Below are 20,981 nucleotides of genomic sequence, written 5' to 3'. Positions count from 1 at the left end.
ATCTCGCAAAGGCCGTGGGACTATTGCCGCCCGGCGCGGTGCGACTAATCATCGCCGGCTATGCGAGCGACGAGATGAGGCGCGAACTTCAGGAACTGGCGCCGCGTGCGATGATCGAGTTCCTCGGCTTCGTCGCCCCTGAGACATTCTACGAGCAGATCGACGTCGTCGTCATTCCACCAATCTGGGAGGAGCCGGGCCCCATCGTGGTTGCCGACGCGCGGGCCGCCGGCAAGCCGTTCCTCGGAACGAGATTCGGCGGCATCCCCGAGGCCGTCACACACGGCGCGATGGGATGGCTCACGGAACCGGATCCGCAGTCCCTTGCGGACAGCATCCGTCAACTTCTCTCAAAGCCCGACGAGATCGCGGCGATGGTTAAGCAACTGTCACTGCAAACGAACCCTTATACCTTTGCGAGCGTCGTCGACGAATATCGCGACCTGTTCGAAAGCGTCGTCGAGAGCCGACAATCGGCATGACGGGAGATTGACGGTCGTATGTCGACCGCCAATTTCGTCCGCGATGGACGCGACTCCGGTTTGCAACCTGCTAACAATTTCGCGCAATCTCCGTGGAACTGCGGGGACTGCCTATGCTGCGTGCAGACTGCACAACAAACGTTGCAGGAAATTGYATCGCGCCGCGATGGTGACATCGTTCACGCACACGGCTGACATTGATAGCGGTTAATCACTCATTCAAACGAATCGATACAATGCGTTGCGAAGTACGCGCGCGATGTTTCGATTTTTACCTGAATAAAAAACCTGAAACACAAACGTCGAGGGTACTGCTCGACGCAATTGAACTCTTATGCAGAGTAGCAGATGACAGCGTCTTCCATTGATCAGACCCTCCTGTCGGCGAGTTCCTTCACTGGATCCATCGGCGTCAACACACATGTGGCGTACTCCTGGGGAGGTTACAACAACCTCGCGCTTGTCGAGGACGACCTCAAATATCTCGGCGTCACCAAGCTGCGCGACGGGCTCGCGACATCGCCCGGAAGCCAGCCCGTCATGGCGGGACTCGCCGAAGACGGTTACAAGTTCGACCTGATCGTATCCTCGAACTTGCCGGCGACCGGTTCCACAGGCCTCGCGCAGTATCTCGAGCAGCTCGACAGCTTCGTGAAGGCTAATCCCGGAAGCCTGATCGCGATTGAGGGCCTCAACGAAGCCAACACGCAGCCGTTCTCGTACAACGGAAGCACCGACGTCTCGGCGGCCGCGCAGTTCCAGATGGCGCTCTACACGGCGATCAAGGGCGACGCGACGCTGTCGGGCGTGTCCGTGTACAACCTCTCGCTCGGCTATACCGACACCAACGACTACGCCAAGCTTGGCAACCTGTACTCCTACACCGACTACGCGAACTCTCACGCCTATGCCGGCACGTACACCACTGCGGCCGCCGCCCTGGCGACCTATATCAGCGAGGCCGGCTCGGTCGCCTCGGGAAAGCCGATCGTCATCACGGAGACCGGCTACAGCACGATAAAGAGCGCTCCCTACCTCGGCGTCGACCAGACGGTTCAGGCCAAGTCGATCCTCAACACCCTGGTCGATGCCTTCAAGGACGGCGTCAGCACCACCTATATCTACGAGCTGCTCGATCACGACACGAGCGCCGCCAAGAACGATCCCGGCCAGAACATGGGGCTGTTCAATGCCGACGGCACGCCAAAACTGGCTGCAACCGCGATCCACAACCTGACCTCCATCCTCGCCGACGACGGCACCGGCGGTCATACGCCGACCGCGCAGCTCGGCTACTCGCTGTCGGGACTGCCTGCCTCCGGCAACAGCATGGTGCTGACCAAGAGCAATGGCGCCTATGACCTCGTGGTCTGGGCCGAGCCGAAGATCTGGGACGATGCGACCGACAGCGAAATTTCGGTCGCCACCCAGCCGGTTACCGTAAACCTCGGCGGCATCCATCATTCCGTGATCGTCTATGATCCGATGAGCGGCACCTCGCCGATCGCCACCTATACCGACGTCAGCCAGATCGTGCTCCCGCTCAGCGATCATCCTCTGATCATCGAGATCGACGCGCCGGCAAAGGCCGCAACTCCTCCCGACAGCCTGGTGAACGTCAGCGACACGGCAGCCGACATCGTCGACCAATTGTCGGACCTGAATGCGTCGACCACGCTGCAGACCATCACCTTGACGGACACGCATGTCCTCCCCGTCGCGTCCGAAGCGACGATGAGCTACATCATCTCGCACTACGGAAAGGCGCTGGCGGCGATCCAGGGCGGTTATTCGTTCTCCGTCACGACGTCGAGCAGCACCTGGAGCGTCACCAAGGTCTTCGATTCCTCCGGCACCCTGGCCTCGACCACAACGACCAATTTCAGCGACGGGGTCGCCACCAGCAAGGTCACCGTCAATGCGGACGGGTCGACCGACAGCGTCAGCTACCAGGCGGGCGTCGCTGTTCAGGAAGTCATCGTCAAGGCTGACGGCTCCAAGGAGACGAAGACCTTCGGGACCGGCGGTCTCACCAACGACACGATCCAGAACAAGGATGGATCTTCGTCGACCACGCTCTATACCGCCGGGGTCAAGACCGCCTCCTACGTCAACAACGCCGACGGGAGCCACGACAACACCTTCTACAACATCACCGGAAAGACCTACGTCACGGAAACGCTGCATGTCGACGCAACCGGCAAGGTGACGTCCGACATCCGCAAGCATGCCGACGGCACGCTCGACTACAGCCAGGTGATCAACAGCGACGGCAGCAAGGTGACCACGCTGTATGATTCGGCGGGTCGCAAAACCACCATGACCACGTCGACCTCGACGACCACGACGACCGACAGCTTCAACACATCGGGCACGCTCGTGAAGGAGGTCGTACAAAAAACCGATGGCTCGGTGACGACCACCAACTACAGCGGAACCTTGCCGACGTCGGTCTACATCGTCAATGCCGACGGCTCGAAGGAGACCAAGCTCTACGATTCAAGCGGCCGACTGAGCAACGATACCGTGTTCCTGACGAACGGATCGACCTCGGCCACGACCTACGTCGCCGGCGTCAAGACGGCGCTCTATGTCACCAACAGCGACGGAAGCCACGACAACACGTTCTACAACATCAGCGGAAAGACCTACGTCACCGAGTCGCTTCACATCGACGCATCCGGCAAGGTGACCTCGGATACCCGCAAGCACGCCGACGGCTCCCTGGACTACACTCAGGTGATCAACAGCGACGGCAGCAAAGTCACGACCTTGTATGATTCCGTCGGACGCAAGACCACCTCGATCGCCGTCACCTCGGCGGCGACGACGACCGACAGCTTCAACACGTCGGGCACGCTCGTGAAGGAAGTCGTTCAGACGTCCGACGGCTCCGTGACGACCACGAACTACAATGGCGCACTCCTGACGTCGGCGTACATTGTCAATGCCAACGGATCGAAGGAAACCAAGCTGTACGACTCTGCCGGGAAGCTTGCCAACGACACCGTCTACAACACCGACGGCTCGACCTCGACCACCGTGTATTCGGCCGGCGTCAAGACCGTCCTCTACGTCAACAACGCCGACGGCACCCACGACAACACCTACTACAACATCACCGGCAAGACCTACGTCACCGAGACGTTCCACGTCGACGCCTCCGGCAAGGTGACGTCCGATACCCGCAAGCACGCCGACGGCACGCTCGACTACACCCAGGTGATCAACAGCGACGGCAGCAAGGTGACTTCGCTGTACGACTCGGCGGGCCGGAAGACCACAGTCACCACGTCGACTTCGACGACCACCACGACCGACAGCTTCAACACGTCGGGCACGCTCGTGAAGGAGGTCGTTCAGAAGACCGACGGCTCGATCACGACCACCAACTACAACGGATCGCTGCTGGCATCGGTGTACATCGTCAATGCCAACGGCTCCAAGGAGAGCAAGCTCTACGACAGCAGCGGCAAGCTCGCGACCGACGCCCTGGTCAACACGGACGGCTCCTTGTCGACCACGACCTACACGGCCGGCGTCAAGACAGCCCTCTATGTCACCAATACCGACGGCAGTCACGACAGCACCTTCTACAACATCACCGGAAAATCCTACGTCACGGAATCGCAGCACAGCGACGCTTCCGGGAAAGTGACGGAGATCGACCGCATGCATGCCGACGGCTCGCTCGACTACAAGCAGGTCATCAACAGCGACGGAAGCAAGATCACCGACGTGTACGACAGCACCGGCCACAAGCTGAACGAGGTGCAGTCGCACGCCGACGGATCGAGCGTGACCGACATCTACAACACGTCCGGTGCCCTCACCCAGGAGATCGCCAAAGCGGCAAACGGCGACACGACGACGACGAACTATTCCGGCGGAAACCCGTCGTCGATCTATGTCGTTCACACCGACGGCTGGAAGGAAAGCAAGCTGTTCGACTCCAGCGGCAATCTCACCAACGACAGCGTCTACAACACCGACGGCTCGACCTCGACCACCGTGTATTCGGCCGGCGTCAAGACCGCCAGCTACGTCACCAACGCCGACGGCACCCACGACAACTCGTTCTTCAACATCACCGGCAAGACCTACGTCACCGAATACCAACACGCCGACGCGTCCGGGACGGTGCTCACGGATACCAGGCTGCATGCCGACGGCACCTTCGACTATACGCAGGTGATCAGCAGCGACGGCACCAAGACCACCGACGTCTACGACAGCACCGGCGTGAAGACGTCGGAGGTCATCAAGCATGCGGACGGCAGCGCCGACCTGTTCAACTTTGCCGTCGCCGGCAAGCCGGGCGCGATCGAGCACGACAGCCGCGATGCCAGCGGCGCACTGCTCAAGATCGACATGCAGAACGCCGACGGAACACACAGCGTGACGGCCGTTGCTGCCGGCCAGACCGTTCAGGGTTCGGCCAACAACGACCTGTTCATGATCTCTCCGGGATCGACCAGCATCGTCTATGATCACGGCAACGACACGGTGGCTGGCTTCCACGCCGGCACGGCGTCCAACCATGACGTCATCGAGATCTCGAAAGCGCTGGTCGCGGACTACGACCATCTGCAGATGACGCAGAGCGGCTCCAGTACCGTGATCCAGATCTCGGCGACCGATACGATCGTCCTACAGAGCGTCAACGTGACGAATCTCGACCACGGCAACTTCCTGTTCGTCTGACGCGCGGGTCTCCCGCACGTAAGAGGTCAGAGCCAGGGCGGCAGTTTTGCCGCCCTGGTCCTTATGCGCGCCGGCCTGGATCGCGCCGCGATTGATTGCTGCGGCGCCTCATGTTCTAAGGGAGTGGAACTGCCCGTACGGGCGACAACCGTGCGCCGAGCGCGCCGCTGGCGGACCGGTGGCCGGGCCGTCTGGAGAAAGGCCGGAAGCCGTCAGATTCATGGTTCGACTTCTCGCCCTCTCCAGCTATTTCTATCAAAGCTTCGCTGCGATTCTGCTGATCTTCGCGCTCGGCTATCTGCTCGATCCGGCGCAATACACGACATACTCCCTGATGATTGCCGTCAGCCAATTTGCGGCGGTGGTCGCGTTCGAATGGATTCAGCTTGCCGGCCAGCGCTTCCTGTCCTCGAGCAATGGCGACGAGACGATCCGGCTGCGGTCGTCCATGTTCAGCGCGCTTGCGCTGAGCGCCCTCGCGCTGGCCGTCGTCGCCGGCGGTGGCGCGATAGCCCGGGCGGAATCGGCGAGCTTGATCGGGCTCGGCGTTGCCATCACCGTCGTCCAGGGGACAACGGACCTCCACTACATGACGATCCGTGTCTCCGGCCGGCTGGGGCCTGCTTCGGTCCTGATGATCTGCCGGGCCACATTTCTGGTGCTGGGCGCGGTCGTCGGCGCGAAGTTGCACGGGACCGCGGAATCGGCACTGCTCGGCCTCCTCGCAGGCCACGTCTTCGGACTGGCCGCGGGTTCGATTGTCGACCGCAAGCTGCTGAATTGGTCTCCCCGGCGGACCCGGCGTTCGGACCTGTCGGGATTCGCCCGTTACGGAATGCTCGCCTCGGGTGCGTCCGTAGTCCATCTCTCGGCCCCGATTCTGATCCGCTTCCTGATCATCGGCCGTTTCGGCGTCGCCTCCAGCTCCAGCGCCGGATTCTCGATGGCACTCGATCTCCTGCAGCGGCCGTTCTCGGTGCTGCTTTCCGCCATCCACACCATCAGCTATCCCGATGTCGTCGCGCGGTTCGACAACGATACAAGAGCGGTCGCACAGGAGGCGGCGACGGACCTGTTCGACCTCGCGATCTGTACGACGGCACTCATGCTCGGCGGGTTGATCGCGTTCATACCTGACGCTGCCAGGCTCTTCGTTCCAGCCGCGCTGGCGCCGAGCTTTATCGCGGTGACGCCGAGTGTCGCGATTTTCTATTTCCTGCATACGCATTTGCAGTCGACACTGGCGCTTATCCCTCACCTGGAAAAGGCGGCAATGCGGCTCATTGTCGTTGCGGCCTGCCAGCTCGCGCTCATCGCGACGTTCATCCTCATCGGCGCAGCGGCCGGCCTCGGCACGACGACGACCCTTTTGAGCGCAGGACTTGCCACAGGGCTGGTGATTGGCTTCGCCAGCGGCCCCACCGTCCGTTTCGGCGCCTATCCAAGTCCCGGACTCGCGCTGTCGGCAATCGTCGGCGCGGCATTCATCGCGGCCCTCGTCCTATTGCCGTCGGAGCCGCTACCGTGGTTGCTGGCAAAGGCGGCAGCAGCCGCGTTCATCACGGCCGTGATTGCATGGGCCGGCAATCTGCTGAAACTCTAGAGTCCCGTTCCGATAGAATCGGAACGGGACTCTAGATTCTTGTTTTGACGCGTTTTCTTTACGCGAACCGGTCTCCACCTCGCTGGAAAACGCTCTCAGCCGGCCCGGTCAGGAGGCCGGCTCAGGCCGACGCGTGCGCGTCGACACGGCGGCCCGCACGGTGCGCCACAAGGTCTGATCCAGCGCAAGAATGGCCGGCGCGTAGATCGCGAATCCGACCACACTCATGATCGCCAGGATCGCGATCGGATGCAGCGACACCAGATGGGGCCGCAGCAGCGCGAGCGCTCCCGCCATGATGATCGTTGCGGCCGCCGGATACATCACCGCGGTCAGCGTTCGCCCGAATGGAACCCCCACCCACGCCTTGACCGCGAACAGGATCACCGGCGTAGCAAGCAGCATCCTGACAACGTTGCCGATTGCGGCTCCTTCGACGCCGTATTGCGCGGCGATCACGCCCACGAGCACGCTGGCCGCGAATTCAAACAGATTGATGAGCAGGACTTCCCACATCCGGCCAATGGCCATCAGGATGTTCGTCTTGTACCAGATCAGCGGGACGAACAGCGCAATCTGCGTCAGGATCTGCATGGGCAGGATGCTGGCCTGCCACTTTGCACCGAACATCAGGGTCAGCAGTTCCGGCGCCACCAGCGCGGCACCGACAAACAGCGGATAGAGGAAAGCGGCCGTCATGTGAACGAGCTGGAGATAGGCGTCGATCAGGGCCGGGCGATCATTCTGCAGGCGTGCGAGCGATGTCAGCGTGACGGTGGTCACGGGCCGGATCGAGAGCTCGAGCAGAAGATCGATGCCGCGCCACGCAATCCGCAAATAGCCGAGGCCCTCGGGGCCGACGAAATAGCCGACGATCAGATCCAGAACCCGCTGGTTTCCCGACCCAAGCAGCGAGGACAACGCAACTGCGATCCCCCCCTTCAGTTGAGCAATGGCAATCCGGGGACGGAACCTCAGCGACGGCCACCAGCGCGTTGCCACGATCATCGCCGCGGTGAACCAGACGTAGTAGATGAGGCGCTGTGCCACGAGGCTGAACACGCCGAAGCCCGTGAATGCCATCACCATCGCAACGACGCCGCTGACGATGGTGGCCGACACGTTGCGTGCCGCCAGCGCGCGGAAACCGAATTCGCGGCGAAGTTTCGCCTCATAGACCGTGCCGGCGGCGAACAGGAGCGACATCGGAGCCAGCCACTGCATCACCGGCTTCAGCTCGGCCACGCCAAAGAGATCGGCGAGATTTTGCGCCGTCAGGAACATGACCACCGTCAGCAGCAGACCGAACCCGAAGCTGCTCCAGAATGCCGTGTCGAGTTCTTCCTCAGACGTCTCCGCGCGCTGGACCAGGACCTCGGTCAGACCGGCCCGGCCAATCAGGTTCGAAATGTCGATGAAGGCCGTGGCGATGCCGACGACACCGAACGCTTCCGGTCCCAGCAAGCGCGCCAGGATCATGAACAGGACGAACTGGAATAGCGTCTGCCCTCCGGATCCGATGACCATCCAGAGCACGCCGACGCCGGTTCGTTTCATCAGACCGGATTTTTCCGTCATCAGGCCTTGCCGCCGAGCTTTGCAAACCAGTCTTTTCGTCGCCGCAGCAGCATGTGCACGGAAAACGCCCAGGCCGGCCGCGTCTTCGCCAGCTCCAGCAGCGCAATCACGACCTGCTTCTGACGGACCAGGTCTCGCGCGCGCTCATGCGCGTTCAGTCCGATCGCCTGGGCGCGCCGCTCGCGCAACAACCGCCTGTGGACAGGCGACAGGCGCTGCGCGTGTCGCGAGAGCAGCAGATCGACCCCGGTCACGACTTGCATGCGGTCGACCCTGGTCCGCGTCAGCGCCGATTGCCGCTTCGAAATCTTGCCCATGCGCTGCGTATACACATAGCCAGGCTCGGACGAGAGCCCCGCCCGGCCGCCCGCGAGCAGACACTCCGAATAGAAGAAGAAATCCTCGCTGTCGCGAAGGGTTTCCGGATAGGCGAGATTGTGCTCGGCGATGAACAATCGTCTGAACACGAATTTGAGCAGCGCATACTGGAACACGTCCCGCCCGCTGAAATCATGCAGGGGCGGGCGGAACATCGATGCGCGAAGAAAGCCGGCGAGGTCGATGCGGTTGAACCCGGGACTGAGCCGCTGATCGCCGAATTCGACATCGGCCTCGCTATCGTAATACGTGATGTCGTCAGCGATCATGTCGAGAGATTCGCTCTCGGCCAGCTTGGTCAACCTCTCGAGGCGATCCGGCTTGTAGGCATCGTCCGCGTCCAGGATCGCCAGCCAGGTTCCTCGCGCCTCGGTGAATCCCCGGTTGCGGGCTCTTGATGGCCCACCGTTTTTCTCCTGGCTGACCAGCCGGATGCGACCATCCTTCGCGGCAAGACCGGAGACAACGGCAACCGTGTCGTCCGTCGAGCAATCGTTGACGACGATGATCTCGAAATCCTGTTCGGTCTGCGCCTGAACCGAGGCGATCGCACGCCCGATGCAGCCGGAGGCGTTGTAGGCCGGAATGACGACCGATACGCGGGGGCCTTGCGGGGCCGGTGTGGATGGCGACGTCATGATTCTCCTGCAACGATCTCGGCGCGCGAAGGGGCGCGATGCGCGGCCTGTTCGGGCTGATATGTCAGTTCAGCGCAGCGCTGCCAGGAGAACGTCTGCGCCCAGGTCCTGGCGGCCGAACCGAATCTCGTCACATCGTCCTGCCGGCTCAGAAGGTCCACGATCAAATTGGCCAGCTTCTCTGGCGAGCGGTCCGTCAAGAGAACGCCCGTCTCTCCATCGAGCACCACCTCGGGCACGCCGCCATTCGGCGCGGCGACACTCGGAAGCGACTGCGCCGCCGCTTCAAGGTAGGCCAGCCCAAAACCTTCCACCTTCTCCGGATTTGGTTCGGCGAGCATGCAGAACAGCCAGGCCGAGGCATAGAAGTTTCGAACGTCGTCATTCGAGACCGCGCCCGCGAACACGACGGGCACGCCGCTTGCTTCCGCGAGCCGCTTCAATTCGTCCTGATAGGCCAGATCCAGCGCCTTGCCGACGATGACGTAACCGAGTTGATCCTTGGCATGCTGAGGCAACAGGGCGAGTGCCTCGAGCAAATAACGGTGGCCCTTGCGGATATCGAGCCGCGCCACGGTCAGCAGCAATTTCCGGCCCTTCGGCACGCCATGCCGTTCCAGCGTTTCAGACGCGCCGACAGGCGGGTTGAACCAGAACGGATCGACGCCGAGCAGCGTGACAGCCGTCCGGCGCGGCGACGCCAGATAGGGGTGATATTTCAGAACGAGGTCTTCGGTGAACCGGCTGTTGGCCACGACATAGTCGGCTCCTCGCAAATAGGACCGGCCGAACAGCAATCCGGCGGCGCGCGACTTCGCCAGAAGGAAGACGTCGGTGCCGTGCATCATGGCGACGATGCGCCGGCGTATGAACGGCCGCATCCAGGGGATCAGCATCACGAACGGCCAGTCCGCGGCATGGATGATATCGAACGTCCATGGCTTGGCACGGAGCAGAGCGAGCAGCAGGCGAGGCAAGGCCCGGGTCGCGTAGACGCCGCCGGCGAAGCGACGCACGGTGAAGGGATAGAGCCGGTCCTCCTCCGCATTGTCCTTGCCGAAGTCCGGCGCGAGGATCTCCACGGTGTGTCCCTGTGCGACGGCAGCCTTTGCCGTCTCCACACAATACGTACCGACACCGCCTCGGAACGGCGGAAATTCGTGGGTCAGGACAAGAATACGCAAATCATGCATCCTTCGACCGGATACCAAACCACTGTTGCAGGCATCTGACTGGCGTGGTTTCGATCAGGCACGCTGTTGAACTTTCGTCTGCTCGACGTCCCATCGCTTGCTCAGGAACCGGTCGAGGGCACCGCGAAGGCGGACCTCGATGATCTCGTAACTCAGCGTGGACGCGATCACGGTCAGGGTGAGACCCAAGACAACGAACCCGCCCCACAACAGCCAGAAATTCACGCCGCTTTCGGCGAGCTTTCGGCCGACGATCTGCAAGGGGAAGAGCACGAAGGGATGCACGAGATACATGCTGTAGCTGATCTTGCCAATGAACTGCAGGACATGTGCGCTCAGCAAATGCGCAAATCCCGACTCCGGCGTCAGGACCACCGCGAACAGCAGAAATCCCGGGATGAGCGCGACCCACACGCTGACATATTCCATCAGCCCGAACATGAGCGCAAAGCAGGAAATCGCCACGATCAATCCCAGCCAGCCCTTTACCGGCAGGCGGAACGACATCAGACCGAACAAGATGCCGATGCCGAAGAAGGCGGTGTTCGGGCGGTAAGCCACGGCAACCAGCGCGACCAGGCCGAGCACGACGGCCACCCAACGGTTCTCCGCGCGGTAGGCGACAAAGATCGCGGCAAACCAGATGTAGAAGGCCCATTCGTAGGACAGCGTCCAGGCATTCTGCTGGGCAATCGGAAGGCCCAGCGCATCGGGAAGGAAGAACAGATTGACAAGGAACAGCTCGACATAGGTTCCGAGGTCGATTCCCTTGAAGAACTTGTAACCGGCGATCGGACCGAGCGTGAACACGACCATGTGGAGCACGACAAAGACTGGAACGATGCGGAGGCAGCGGTCGTACATGAAAGTCGAGACCCTGCCGTGTCGAACCAGGCTCGCCGGAATCAGAAAGCCGCTGATCATGAAGAACAGTTCGACGCCGTGACCGCCGGTGTCGAACACCTTGTAAAGCCAGCCCGGCAGCGTCGGCAGAAATCCGGCAAGCATCGGCATCGCATAGAGATGCGCGACGACCACCGTCAGCGCCGCCAGACCGCGCAGACCCTGAATCGACGGAAAAAAGCTCGCCCGCGGCGCGCCTGAAGCATTGGACCTCGCCGCCTCGGTCATGCCACGCCCCGCTCCGGCACCGGCATGGCCTCAGCACCTGCGCTCCGTCGCGAGCGATACGTTCGACCAAAAGCCACGGCGGGTTTCTCGACGGCGTAATAGCTGGCCCAGGACATCAAAACCGTCACCGAAAACACGCCGGCCGCGAAGAGCATCCATTGCGGCAGATTGCTGCCAGCACCGAAGTAGTGCACCGCCACCGCCAGCACGTAAACCTGCATCAGGTACACCGAGTAGCTGATCGTGCCGATGAAGGTCAGACCACGCCACGCAAGCCTGTCGCCATAGCGGGCGAAGGTGACGAACGTGACTCCGGCCGCGATATAGGCCGATGCGATCGAATAGCTGTAGAAAAAATTTCCCTGATAGTCGGCGCCATACAGGCGCTTGAAAATCACCATGGCGAACGCGCTGTAGAGGCCAAGACACATCGCCACGTGCCACCATCGCAGCTTGCGCCCCATGACCGTGTCGCGGGTGATTTTCCCGATCAACATCGCATCGAGATTGAGCACGACCTCCAGCAGACGCGAGACGACCCGCTGCTCGAACAGCATCGGCAGAATGATGCCGGCACACGAAATCGCGATGACGATCGCGAACACGGCCGTGCTGCGGCGGAGCAGACCCGTGACGAACAGGACGACGCAACCGATGTAGAAGATCAATTCGATCGCAAGCGTCCAATGCGCGACCACCATATTGGGCAGCCCGACCACGTTCTGGAACATCGTCAGATTGACCAGCACCTGCCAGATCGGGAAGACCTTGGCCTCCGCGGTCGGCAGGATCGCGAGCGCCAGAATGATGGACAGCCAGTACATGGGATAGAGCCGAAAGAAGCGGCTCACGGCGAAGTCGCGGGCCGGCGCTGCACTTTCGGGAAAGCTGTAAGGAACCACAAAGCCGCTGACGAAGAAGAACAACACGACGCCAAACCGGCCGAAATTGAAGTAGTACCCGATCAAGCCATGCAGCACACCCTCGGCTGCGCCGGTCTGGCCCGTGAGCACGATCTGCTCCAGCACGTGCTGAAGCAGCACGCAGAGAACGGCAATGCCACGCAACGTGTCTATGAACGCAAGGCGCTTGTGCATGCTTTGTCACTCTCGTCGCCATCGAGCCACCGCCCGACCCGCTCGAATCCTCGCGCCATTGCCGCGCGTCGCGGCGCGCCCCTGCTTCTTCCACTCACCCGGTCGACAAGCGCGGTTCGGGTGGAAGCACGACTTCGCGCTTGCCGCCGCCCTGGAACACCCTGGTCGCGGTTTTCGAGAAGACCTCGCTGAAGCCCAACGCAATCACCAGCAAGCCGGTCGCCGGGCCGTAGCTGAGCACGGTGATCGTGAAGATGTTCGTCACGAACACCAGGGACAATTTGTAGACATCCGTGACGACAAGGGTCGACCTGAACACCATCCACATGAAGATGACGAAGGGGAAACCGAACATCACGTAGGTGCCGATGTAGAAATTGTCGACCGGGACCCAATAGTCAGTCAGATTCGAAAACAGCTGCTGAGGATAGTTGAAGCAACCGACCCCGCATCCCGTGACGATTCCGATCGGCATCAGCTGGCTGAGATAGACGAACGGCAATTGCCAGCTGTTGTTGATGCGGTCCTGGAGGCTGAAGAAGAAGCCCTTCGTTCCCGGCGAAAGATCGACGCCGGTGAACAGGATAATGAGCACGATCGGAACCAGGATCGCCCCATAGGACCACAGGGTGAACGAACGCAGCGTATTCAGCCTCTTCTCGTACGGAAGAGACCGGACGAAGAGCATCGCGACCAGATAGACGAACAGAACTCCCATCGCCGTCTTACTGGTGGTCAGCCGGATCGCATAGATCGAAATTCCCCCCATGACGATGCACCACGGGATGCTCCTGCGGATCGACGTCATAACATAGGCGACCAGAATGAAATAGGCGGCCATCGTGCTGTCGGCGGCGAAGCCTGCCAGTCGCTGTTCCTGGAACGACCACCACAACCGTCCTGCTTCGCGCGTCGCTCCGAAGGACTCGTATTTGAAGCCGACCCACGGCATCGACCAGTATTTCGAAAGGAAGATGCCAAACAGGCTCAGATAGAGCGTGGCCGTGACGATCTTGAGTGAATTACGATACTCGCCCAAATTCCGGTCGGCGAAACAAAAGCCCACGAACAGAGGAAAGATCATCTTGATCGAAGACAACAGCGCCGTCGCGCTGCCGAGAAACCAAAAGCCGATGAAGAGCGAGACGCAGATCTGCCCGAACACGAGGAACGCCATCATGCTCCCGTTGTCGATGATGCATCGCTTGATGAACAGCGCAATGCAGACAATCGCGACGAAGTCGGGCGAGAACCAYAGAATCTCGAGGTGAAGCTTCGCAAAGTAGAATTTCATCGCGCCGGCAAACGCGTCCCGCACGACGTACAGGCAAAACGCGACCGCCTCGAGTGAGAACCCGATCGATATAGGAGTATCTCGTTCGCTCGATGCCACGCTGCCTGCCATTCATCCAGAAATCTGCGAAGAAACGGCCGCCCTTGAAAGCGGCCAATCTTGAACGGGACGCCTCGGCGTCCAATACGCGGTCGATGCTCTAGCGCCTCGTCTATTGCAACGCAACATACCCGTAAAACTCAGCAATTTCAACGTTAAAGGCTCGCGGAAGCTCCTGGACGGCATGAGCAAAAATCCCGTTCATCGATCCGTGGAATAGGCCTCGCGAGCCAGATCCTGCGGGCTGGGGTCCCTCCCCCGGATCTCGTCCGCGAACGGCCCGGCAGATTGGTGCAGGGGCGCACGACGGCGTCCGAGGAGCTTCAGCAGCGGCTTCTCGACAGCGAGATGAACGGCCATCCCGACGGCGACGGTTACCACCGCCATCCCAACAAAGAGCACCTGCAGCGGCACCGCCTTGGACACGCTGGTCGCAACAATGAGTTTGGCCAGCACCGAGAGCACGGTGAAATGGACGAGATAGAGGCTGTACGACGCGTCTCCAATTCTCGTCAGCCATTGCGGAAATTCGAGCGACCCACGGCGCTCGGCCTCAACCGCAGCCAGTATGATCAAACCCGCACCCACGCCGTACGACCACTGCACGAGCCCGGCCGGAATTCCGAGCGCATTGACCCGCGTGATGGCCGCCGCCGCGAAGATGACAATACCGAGCCCAAACGTCGGAGCCAGCGGCACGTTGAACTTCCCGGAACTCCACACTTGTCGGACGATCATCCCGGTCAGGAACAGAACCGGATATGGAGAACAAAGAATGGTCCACTTCGCGGGAACAGTCTCGCCGACGGAGTAGACCGCAGCCAGCAGCCAGAGCGTGCCGAGCAGGATGCCCAAGGCCCTGTTGAAGATCGCGGCCGCGAATATCGCGTAGAACGCGACCTCAAAACAAAGCGTCCACGACACGACGACGATCTTCTGATCTGGAACCAAGCCCGATGCCGGCAGCAGGAAGAACTCGAGCGCAATGCGGCGCAGATCAACATCCGCCTTCGTCAGCAACAGCGGAACCAGAACGGCGCAGAAGACCACCCAATAGAGCGGATAGATGCGGACCGCTCGCCGCCAGACGTAGTTCGCAACGCGCGCGGGCGAACCGATGTCGCGCAAATGCGCGTCCAGAATGATGAAGCCACTCAGGACAAAGAAAAAATCGACGCCCGAATCCAGAAACTTCGGCACGTCCCCAAAGGGCGTGGCCCCCCAATAGGTCGGCACGCGAAAGATCACCGACGTGTGATAGATGACGACCATGAGGGCAGCCAGGCCGCGTCCGCACTGGAGCGAGCGCAATGTCACCCGAGATTGAGACAATTTTCTTTCCCTCTTCGAGTCCAGGTTCGCCGGCACCAGCTATGATCTGCCCGAGGTCGCCCCGACTTCGGCCTCACGTGGAACGCGTCGCGGGCGCGGCGGCAAAGAACCGGTTGCCCTCGAACCAGCGCCGGACGAGCTTGCCGCCCGAAAGTTCGACCCGACGATAGGTGAAGTCCGACGCCACCAGCACCACCGCGATCAAAACGAACAGGTTCAGCGTCGCCGGCAGACCGGGATAAATCGATTCGAGCCAGGCGATCGGCCGATGTCCAAATGCCCTGAGGCCGTACTCGGCGAGCAGGATGACGAACGCATGCACCATGTAGATCGAATAGGAGCGCTTGCCGACCCAGACCAGGGGCTTCATCACCAGCACGCGAGGCACGACTGCCGCATCCGGAAACGCGAGCAAGGATCCCAGGAAGACCGCAAATGTCAGGGGCGTGAGGTAGCTGATCCAGGGCCAGGCCTCGATGAAGCAGACGTTCACCAGGGCAACGAGCAACGCGGCGAACTGGATAGCGCCTTTGACCGCCGGGCTGATCGTGCGCGGCACGTAGGATACCGCCTTCACCGTGAGCACGCCGAGAAAGAAGCTCGTGAAGCAGCGCAGAATGCCGAAATCGTACTGCGCGCCGATTTCCTCCCTGCCGATCCACACCGCGAGCGCCAGCCAGCTCGCAACGGAAARCACAGCCGCCGAAACATAGAGCCATCGAAGCGAGCCAAGCCGTTGCGCGCCGAGTACGACCAATCCGAACACCAGGTAGGTATAGAACTCGACGCTGATGCTCCAGCTCGGCGCATTCCAGTTCAAATAGTCGAGGAATCCGAGCGAATGCAGCAGGAACACGTTCAGAACGAACGAATACGCGTTGTTGACCTCGAACGCGGCCGGCACGGCAACGATGACGCCGAGAGTCACGAGACCGATCCGTATCAGGCGGAAGAGAAGCAGGGCGATCAGCATGACAAAGTGAAGCGGATAGATGCGGGCAAAGCGGCGCACCATGAAGTCGCGCAAAGAGAACCGCCCGAAATCCGATTGCACGTAGCTCATCGACATGACCATGCCGCTGAGAACGAAGAAGAGATCGACGAGAAAACCACCGGCACGAAAATACGAGCACTCGATCCACGGCGGCGTGCTGAAAGCTGCGAGAAAGGTCGGCATCCGGATCACGTGATGCACGACCACGGTGACCGCGGCTATTCCGCGAATGCTATCCAGCGACAGGACGTGTTCTTTTTCTTGGTGAACTTGCGTCGCCACGTCGACTCCGAGAATTTCTTGCGCTGCAGCATCGGTTTCTAAAGGTCATTGCGCGCGTTGACAACGCCGAAAAACGGGCGCGCCTGCGCGGATTTCGCGCACCTGCCCATCGTGTCGCAGCTGTCGGATTAACCTTGGCGCGACGCCGATATTTGGACCGACAATCGCTTGTGTCCCGGCGCGTCGACGGCGCATTTTCGACGCATTCGCGCCGAACACGTGATGCAATCGACACACGGCGTCATTTTTTTCTTGTGAAGATTGCAGCAGACGAATGATCACTTCCGAAAGGGCCGGATTGATGCTTTATCGGCGCTGTCGCGGAGCTCGTCTCCCGTTTCGGTGCGAACAGCCAGTCATACTCGTGGGGAGCGCCAGCTGAACATCGTGTCCAGGATGGTGGCGCTTGCGGTTTTCGTTCTGGCGCCGCTGCCGCTCGGATCCACCGACCAGATTTGGATCTGCATCTGGTGCGCGTTGATGGCGGCGAGCCTCGTGACGGCCGATCTCGACGGCATCGGCCGCGAGGATGTGCGGCTCCTGACGCCGCTGCTCGTCACGCTCGCCATGGTTGCAGCGATCGCGATCGTCCAGGAATGGCGCGAGCCGCCATTTGCGCCTGGCAATCCGGTCTGGCAGCTTCCCTCGACGGGGCTTGGCATCCCGGCTCCCAGCCGCATGTCGACAACGGTCAGCGGTCCGTGGCTCGCGCTCGGCTATCCACTGCTGCTTGCGATGGTGTTCATTCGCGCTTTCGCAATCTCGACCGATGCGAGCAGCGCACGCCGGCTCCTGCTGATTCTCGCCTGGGCCGGATGTGCCTACGCAGTGTACGGCATTCTTGCCGAAGTCAGCGACCCCAACGGCCTGTTGTCGAGACGCAAGGAAGCCTATCTCGGCTACGCCACCGGCACTTTCGTCAATCGAAACACCGCCGCGGTCTTTTGGGGCAGCAGCGCGATATTGTTTCTGGTCCCGCTACTTCGCTTCGCGCATCGCCGCGACCATCCTGATGCGCCGGCATCTCCCCGGCTCTCGGACCGTGTCACGTTCTATTCATCTTCACCGGTCGCGCTCGGCATCGGTTTTGCGATCTGCGTGACGGCGACTGCGATGACGGGCTCTCGCGCGGGACTACTGCTGTCAATTTGTGCACTTCTGCTCGCCTGCGGGCTTTATCTCGCGCCGTTGCCGATCGGCAAGCTGCGGAGATGGGGATTCGCTGCGGGAATCCCCGTGGTGGCGCTGCTGCTCCTCCAGCTCGTTGGCGGCGCCGTCGCCGGGCGAATCGGCACTTAYGGCCTCATTGATGAGCAGCGGTCCAATGCCTATCAGCGCGCCATTGCCATCATCCACGACTATCCGATGTTTGGCATCGGCTGGGGCAATTTCGAGGCAACTTTCCCGGCATACCGGACCGCGGAGCTCGGAAGTCTCGGAATATGGGACCGCGCCCATTCGACACCGCTGGAGCTTGCGGCGGAGCTCGGCCTGCCCGCCGCCGCCTTCATCGTGGTGTGTTGCCTCTGGTATGTTTACCTTTTGTTAAGAAGCAGCTTGCGGCGAAAGCGTGACCGCTACATACCAATCGTCGGCGCCAGCGTCGCGGTGCTCGGACTGGTTCATAGTTGCATCGACTTTTCGGTGCAAATACCCGGTTTCGGGGTCTTTTTCGCTGCCATCGTCGGTTGCGGGCTGGCCCAAACACTCCCGTCCGAATTACGGAAAGAACGTGGCAAGTTTGGACAAAATGAATTATAAAAACAAAAAGAGTTGGGCGATCATCATGAAGTCTGGAAAAGTTTTCTCGGTTCTCCTCGGCGTTGCCGCATTATACGGCACAATCACCCCGTCGTTCGCGGCGACCGGCAACAGCGCGCCGTGCGGAGCCAACGCCAATTTGGTCTCGGCGGAGCGCGCGAACACGTTTCTTTCAAATCCGGCAGCATTGCTCGACCAGTTCAAGGACGGTCAGGGCGGCCTGGCCTCGGAAATTCGTGACCTTTTGACCTCGCGTCCCGAGACCGTCGAAGGCATCGTTTCGCTCGCAAGAGCCAGCAACGAGGAACAGAGCCGGGCCATCGGCGCTGGTCTCGGAACTGCGGCTTCCGTTTGTGTTCTGTCGCAACAGGGCGTGGCGCAACTCATTCAGGAAGCGGTCTTGAAGACCGATAACGCGGCCCTGATCGCGTCTTTCACCAGCATTACCGGCGACATCCAGACAGACGTGACCAGCGGCGCCGACCCCACCGGCGAGACGACCGCCGGCGGCGGAAGCAACGCGGGAGGCGGGCAGGATCGCGGCGGTGCCGCGACATCGACCGACCCGGTTGCGCTCAATACGAGCGGTGGCAGCGCAAGCGCTCAAGCACAAACGCAGACGTTGTTCACGGCCGCGGCCACGACGACCACGTCGCTGACCTCCGTCAGCCCGTCCCGCTGACAACGCCGCCTGCAACCCGGCAGGAAAATTTAACCAAACGACGGTTCAAGGAACCAGCCTCGCGGAGCCGATAAAATTGTAATTGACTGCAAAACCCGAACCTAATGGGTTCGTTGTATCCCCTAGCGTCAAGAACAATGGCGAATAACGGGGATGACTATGAGCTGGATTTTCAGATCTTTCCTGGCGGCCGGGCTCGCTTGTGCGGGCGCCGCTGCCAAGGCCGACACGATCATCGACAACCCGCGCGCTGCGGGCTCCTTCATCAGCGAATATGACAACGCGCTTGCACCGCTCCAGTTCGTGAAGTTTTGCATGAATTATGGCACGGAGTGCGAACCGGATACGGTTGCGGACCAGCAGGCGCCGCCTTCCGGCGAGCGGGCGTCGGCGATGCTGCGCGAGGTCAATCGCTCGGTGAACGATGCCATCACGCCGATGCAAAAACCGACCAACCCGCTGCTCAGGCATTGGACGCTGTCTCCTGCCGCCGGCGATTGCAACGATTACGCCGTGACCAAGCGGCACCGCCTCATCGAGATGGGCTGGCCGAAATCGGCGCTGCGACTTGCAGTTGTCCTCACCCCTGGCGGGCAAGGGCACCTTGTGCTGGTCGCCCGGATGAGCGACGGCGACGTCGTGCTCGACAATCTCTCCTCATCCGTCCGCCCCTGGAATGCGGCCGGCTATCAGTGGATTTCCATGCAATCCGGCAGCAACCCGCGCTTCTGGGTGGCTGTCAGCGAGCACGGCGAGCATTTGCGCGCCAGCCGCCTCGCTTCACTGCGGACCCCGTCCTGAGACTCAAAATCCTAGGAAGAACTGATGATGGGTCCCGATCCTGATCGGGACCCATCAACGTTTTGGACCTCTGGTCATGACCTGAGCAATATCTAGGCAAGGTATCAGGCGCATCCGAGGGCGATATGCGACCGGAAACCTGTCATCTCCGTGCGCTGCGAGATGGCGCAGATTTGGACGCTCTGCTAAGAGGGTGCCGCCGTATAGGCTCCCGCCCTAAGGCCTTGCAGCGAAGCGAAAAATGACTTGGCAGGCCCCACTGTTTCCAGCTATTTTTGCACCGCACAAAAATTTGACATACTTTATCTACATCAAGCGGTTCTTATAAGTCCGTCCAGCGTTAGTCGGTGAACGTAAGCGAGATGGAAGATAACTTGCCTCAGTCGAAGCTGATTGACGCCGGCCGCAGATGGATCATCGGGATCGTCGCGTCGGTCACGATGCTTTGCGGACCTGCCGGCGCCGCACACGCGCAATGCGTCGACCGCTCGGAGCGAGTGCCGCAAATCGCGCTCGATGCCTTCGTGTCTGAGCCGAGCTCTCTCCTGATCCAATTGCGCAACGAGAAGGAAAAGCTATCGGGGCGCCTTCAGGGCTACCTTGTCACCGACATATCGGTCCTCAAGTCGGTGCAGGGCCTTACGCAAGCTGCAACCCAGGCCGACCGCGCGTCTATCGGGACGGCGCTCCACCGCGCCGAAATCCGCTGCCGCGCGAGCAAGCCTGAGGCCGCACGGAAGATCAGCGATTTCGTCGCCAAGATGCACGACAGCGCCGTGCTCGCCGGATACTCGTCCGAGCCCGACGACGTACCGCTTCCGCCGCCAACGGCAGCCAACTTGCCCAAGCCCGGGGCAAGCATGATGTCGGGCGAATACAAGACCGAACTTGCCGACCCCTTCGCAAGCATGCCGCTTCCCGAATAGCCATTC

Annotated in this window: 15 protein-coding genes; 7 read left to right on the top strand and 8 right to left on the bottom strand. The window is 61.1% G+C overall.

Annotated elements, in window-relative coordinates; genetic code table 11:
* The 3 genes from ACXJMY_RS22970 to ACXJMY_RS22960 form a co-directional block, all read left to right on the top strand.
* Positions 1–482: glycosyltransferase (locus ACXJMY_RS22970; protein ID WP_456621622.1), on the top strand; the 482-nt coding region annotated here is incomplete at its 5' end.
* A gap of 348 nt (positions 483–830) precedes the next feature.
* Positions 831–5,186: an RHS repeat protein gene (locus tag ACXJMY_RS22965; protein ID WP_456621621.1), complete on the top strand. Its 4,356-nt coding sequence runs from the start codon at positions 831–833 to the stop codon at positions 5,184–5,186.
* A 91-nt stretch (positions 5,187–5,277) separates the two neighbouring features.
* Positions 5,278–6,789 carry a hypothetical protein gene (locus tag ACXJMY_RS22960; RefSeq protein WP_456621620.1) on the top strand — a complete coding sequence of 504 codons (1,512 nt, stop codon included), beginning with the start codon at positions 5,278–5,280 and terminating at the stop codon, positions 6,787–6,789.
* A gap of 108 nt (positions 6,790–6,897) precedes the next feature.
* Here ACXJMY_RS22960 and ACXJMY_RS22955 read toward each other — a convergent pair whose 3' ends face one another.
* The 8 genes from ACXJMY_RS22955 to ACXJMY_RS22920 form a co-directional block, all read right to left on the bottom strand.
* Positions 6,898–8,346: a lipopolysaccharide biosynthesis protein gene (locus tag ACXJMY_RS22955; protein WP_456621619.1), complete on the bottom strand. Its 1,449-nt coding sequence runs from the start codon at positions 8,344–8,346 to the stop codon at positions 6,898–6,900.
* A gap of 20 nt (positions 8,347–8,366) precedes the next feature.
* Positions 8,367–9,383 (bottom strand): glycosyltransferase family 2 protein, encoded by a 1,017-nt coding sequence (locus ACXJMY_RS22950; RefSeq protein ID WP_456621618.1) that lies wholly within the window; start codon positions 9,381–9,383, stop codon positions 8,367–8,369.
* A complete protein-coding gene (locus tag ACXJMY_RS22945) occupies positions 9,380–10,567 on the bottom strand; it encodes a glycosyltransferase family 4 protein (RefSeq protein WP_456621617.1) in 1,188 nt (395 codons plus the stop codon). The genes ACXJMY_RS22950 and ACXJMY_RS22945 overlap by 4 nt, the downstream gene beginning before the upstream one ends.
* 63 nt (positions 10,568–10,630) lie before the next feature.
* Positions 10,631–11,707, bottom strand: coding sequence for an acyltransferase family protein (locus ACXJMY_RS22940; RefSeq protein ID WP_456621616.1), 1,077 nt, complete (start codon positions 11,705–11,707; stop codon positions 10,631–10,633).
* Positions 11,704–12,804, bottom strand: coding sequence for an acyltransferase family protein (locus ACXJMY_RS22935; RefSeq protein ID WP_456621615.1), 1,101 nt, complete (start codon positions 12,802–12,804; stop codon positions 11,704–11,706). Before ACXJMY_RS22935 ends, ACXJMY_RS22940 begins: the two co-directional genes overlap by 4 nt.
* 94 nt (positions 12,805–12,898) lie before the next feature.
* Positions 12,899–14,098, bottom strand: coding sequence for a hypothetical protein (locus ACXJMY_RS22930; protein ID WP_456621614.1), 1,200 nt, complete (start codon positions 14,096–14,098; stop codon positions 12,899–12,901).
* A 300-nt stretch (positions 14,099–14,398) separates the two neighbouring features.
* Positions 14,399–15,514, bottom strand: a complete 1,116-nt coding sequence (locus tag ACXJMY_RS22925; protein ID WP_456621626.1) for an acyltransferase family protein — start codon at positions 15,512–15,514, stop codon at positions 14,399–14,401.
* An 88-nt stretch (positions 15,515–15,602) separates the two neighbouring features.
* Positions 15,603–16,805 carry an acyltransferase family protein gene (locus tag ACXJMY_RS22920; RefSeq protein WP_456621613.1) on the bottom strand — a complete coding sequence of 401 codons (1,203 nt, stop codon included), beginning with the start codon at positions 16,803–16,805 and terminating at the stop codon, positions 15,603–15,605.
* Positions 16,806–17,201: 396 nt separating this feature from the next.
* On the opposite strand from ACXJMY_RS22920, the gene ACXJMY_RS22915 reads away from it, so the two are divergent.
* The 4 genes from ACXJMY_RS22915 to ACXJMY_RS22900 all read left to right on the top strand — a co-directional run bounded on the left by ACXJMY_RS22915 (position 17,202) and on the right by ACXJMY_RS22900 (position 20,975).
* Positions 17,202–18,566 carry an O-antigen ligase family protein gene (locus ACXJMY_RS22915; protein ID WP_456621612.1) on the top strand — a complete coding sequence of 455 codons (1,365 nt, stop codon included), beginning with the start codon at positions 17,202–17,204 and terminating at the stop codon, positions 18,564–18,566.
* The gene (locus tag ACXJMY_RS22910; protein WP_456621611.1) at positions 18,538–19,248 is read left to right on the top strand and encodes a hypothetical protein; all 711 of its coding nucleotides are present in this window, start codon (positions 18,538–18,540) and stop codon (positions 19,246–19,248) included. The genes ACXJMY_RS22915 and ACXJMY_RS22910 overlap by 29 nt, the downstream gene beginning before the upstream one ends.
* Positions 19,249–19,407: 159 nt before the next feature.
* Positions 19,408–20,049: a transglutaminase-like cysteine peptidase gene (locus ACXJMY_RS22905; RefSeq protein ID WP_456621610.1), complete on the top strand. Its 642-nt coding sequence runs from the start codon at positions 19,408–19,410 to the stop codon at positions 20,047–20,049.
* Between the two features lie 347 nt (positions 20,050–20,396).
* Positions 20,397–20,975 (top strand): hypothetical protein, encoded by a 579-nt coding sequence (locus tag ACXJMY_RS22900; protein ID WP_456621609.1) that lies wholly within the window; start codon positions 20,397–20,399, stop codon positions 20,973–20,975.
* Positions 20,976–20,981: the final 6 nt, after the last annotated feature.

Source organism: Bradyrhizobium sp. P5_C12 (assembly GCF_054049735.1).
This window is presented reverse-complemented; position numbering and strand designations above follow the sequence as displayed.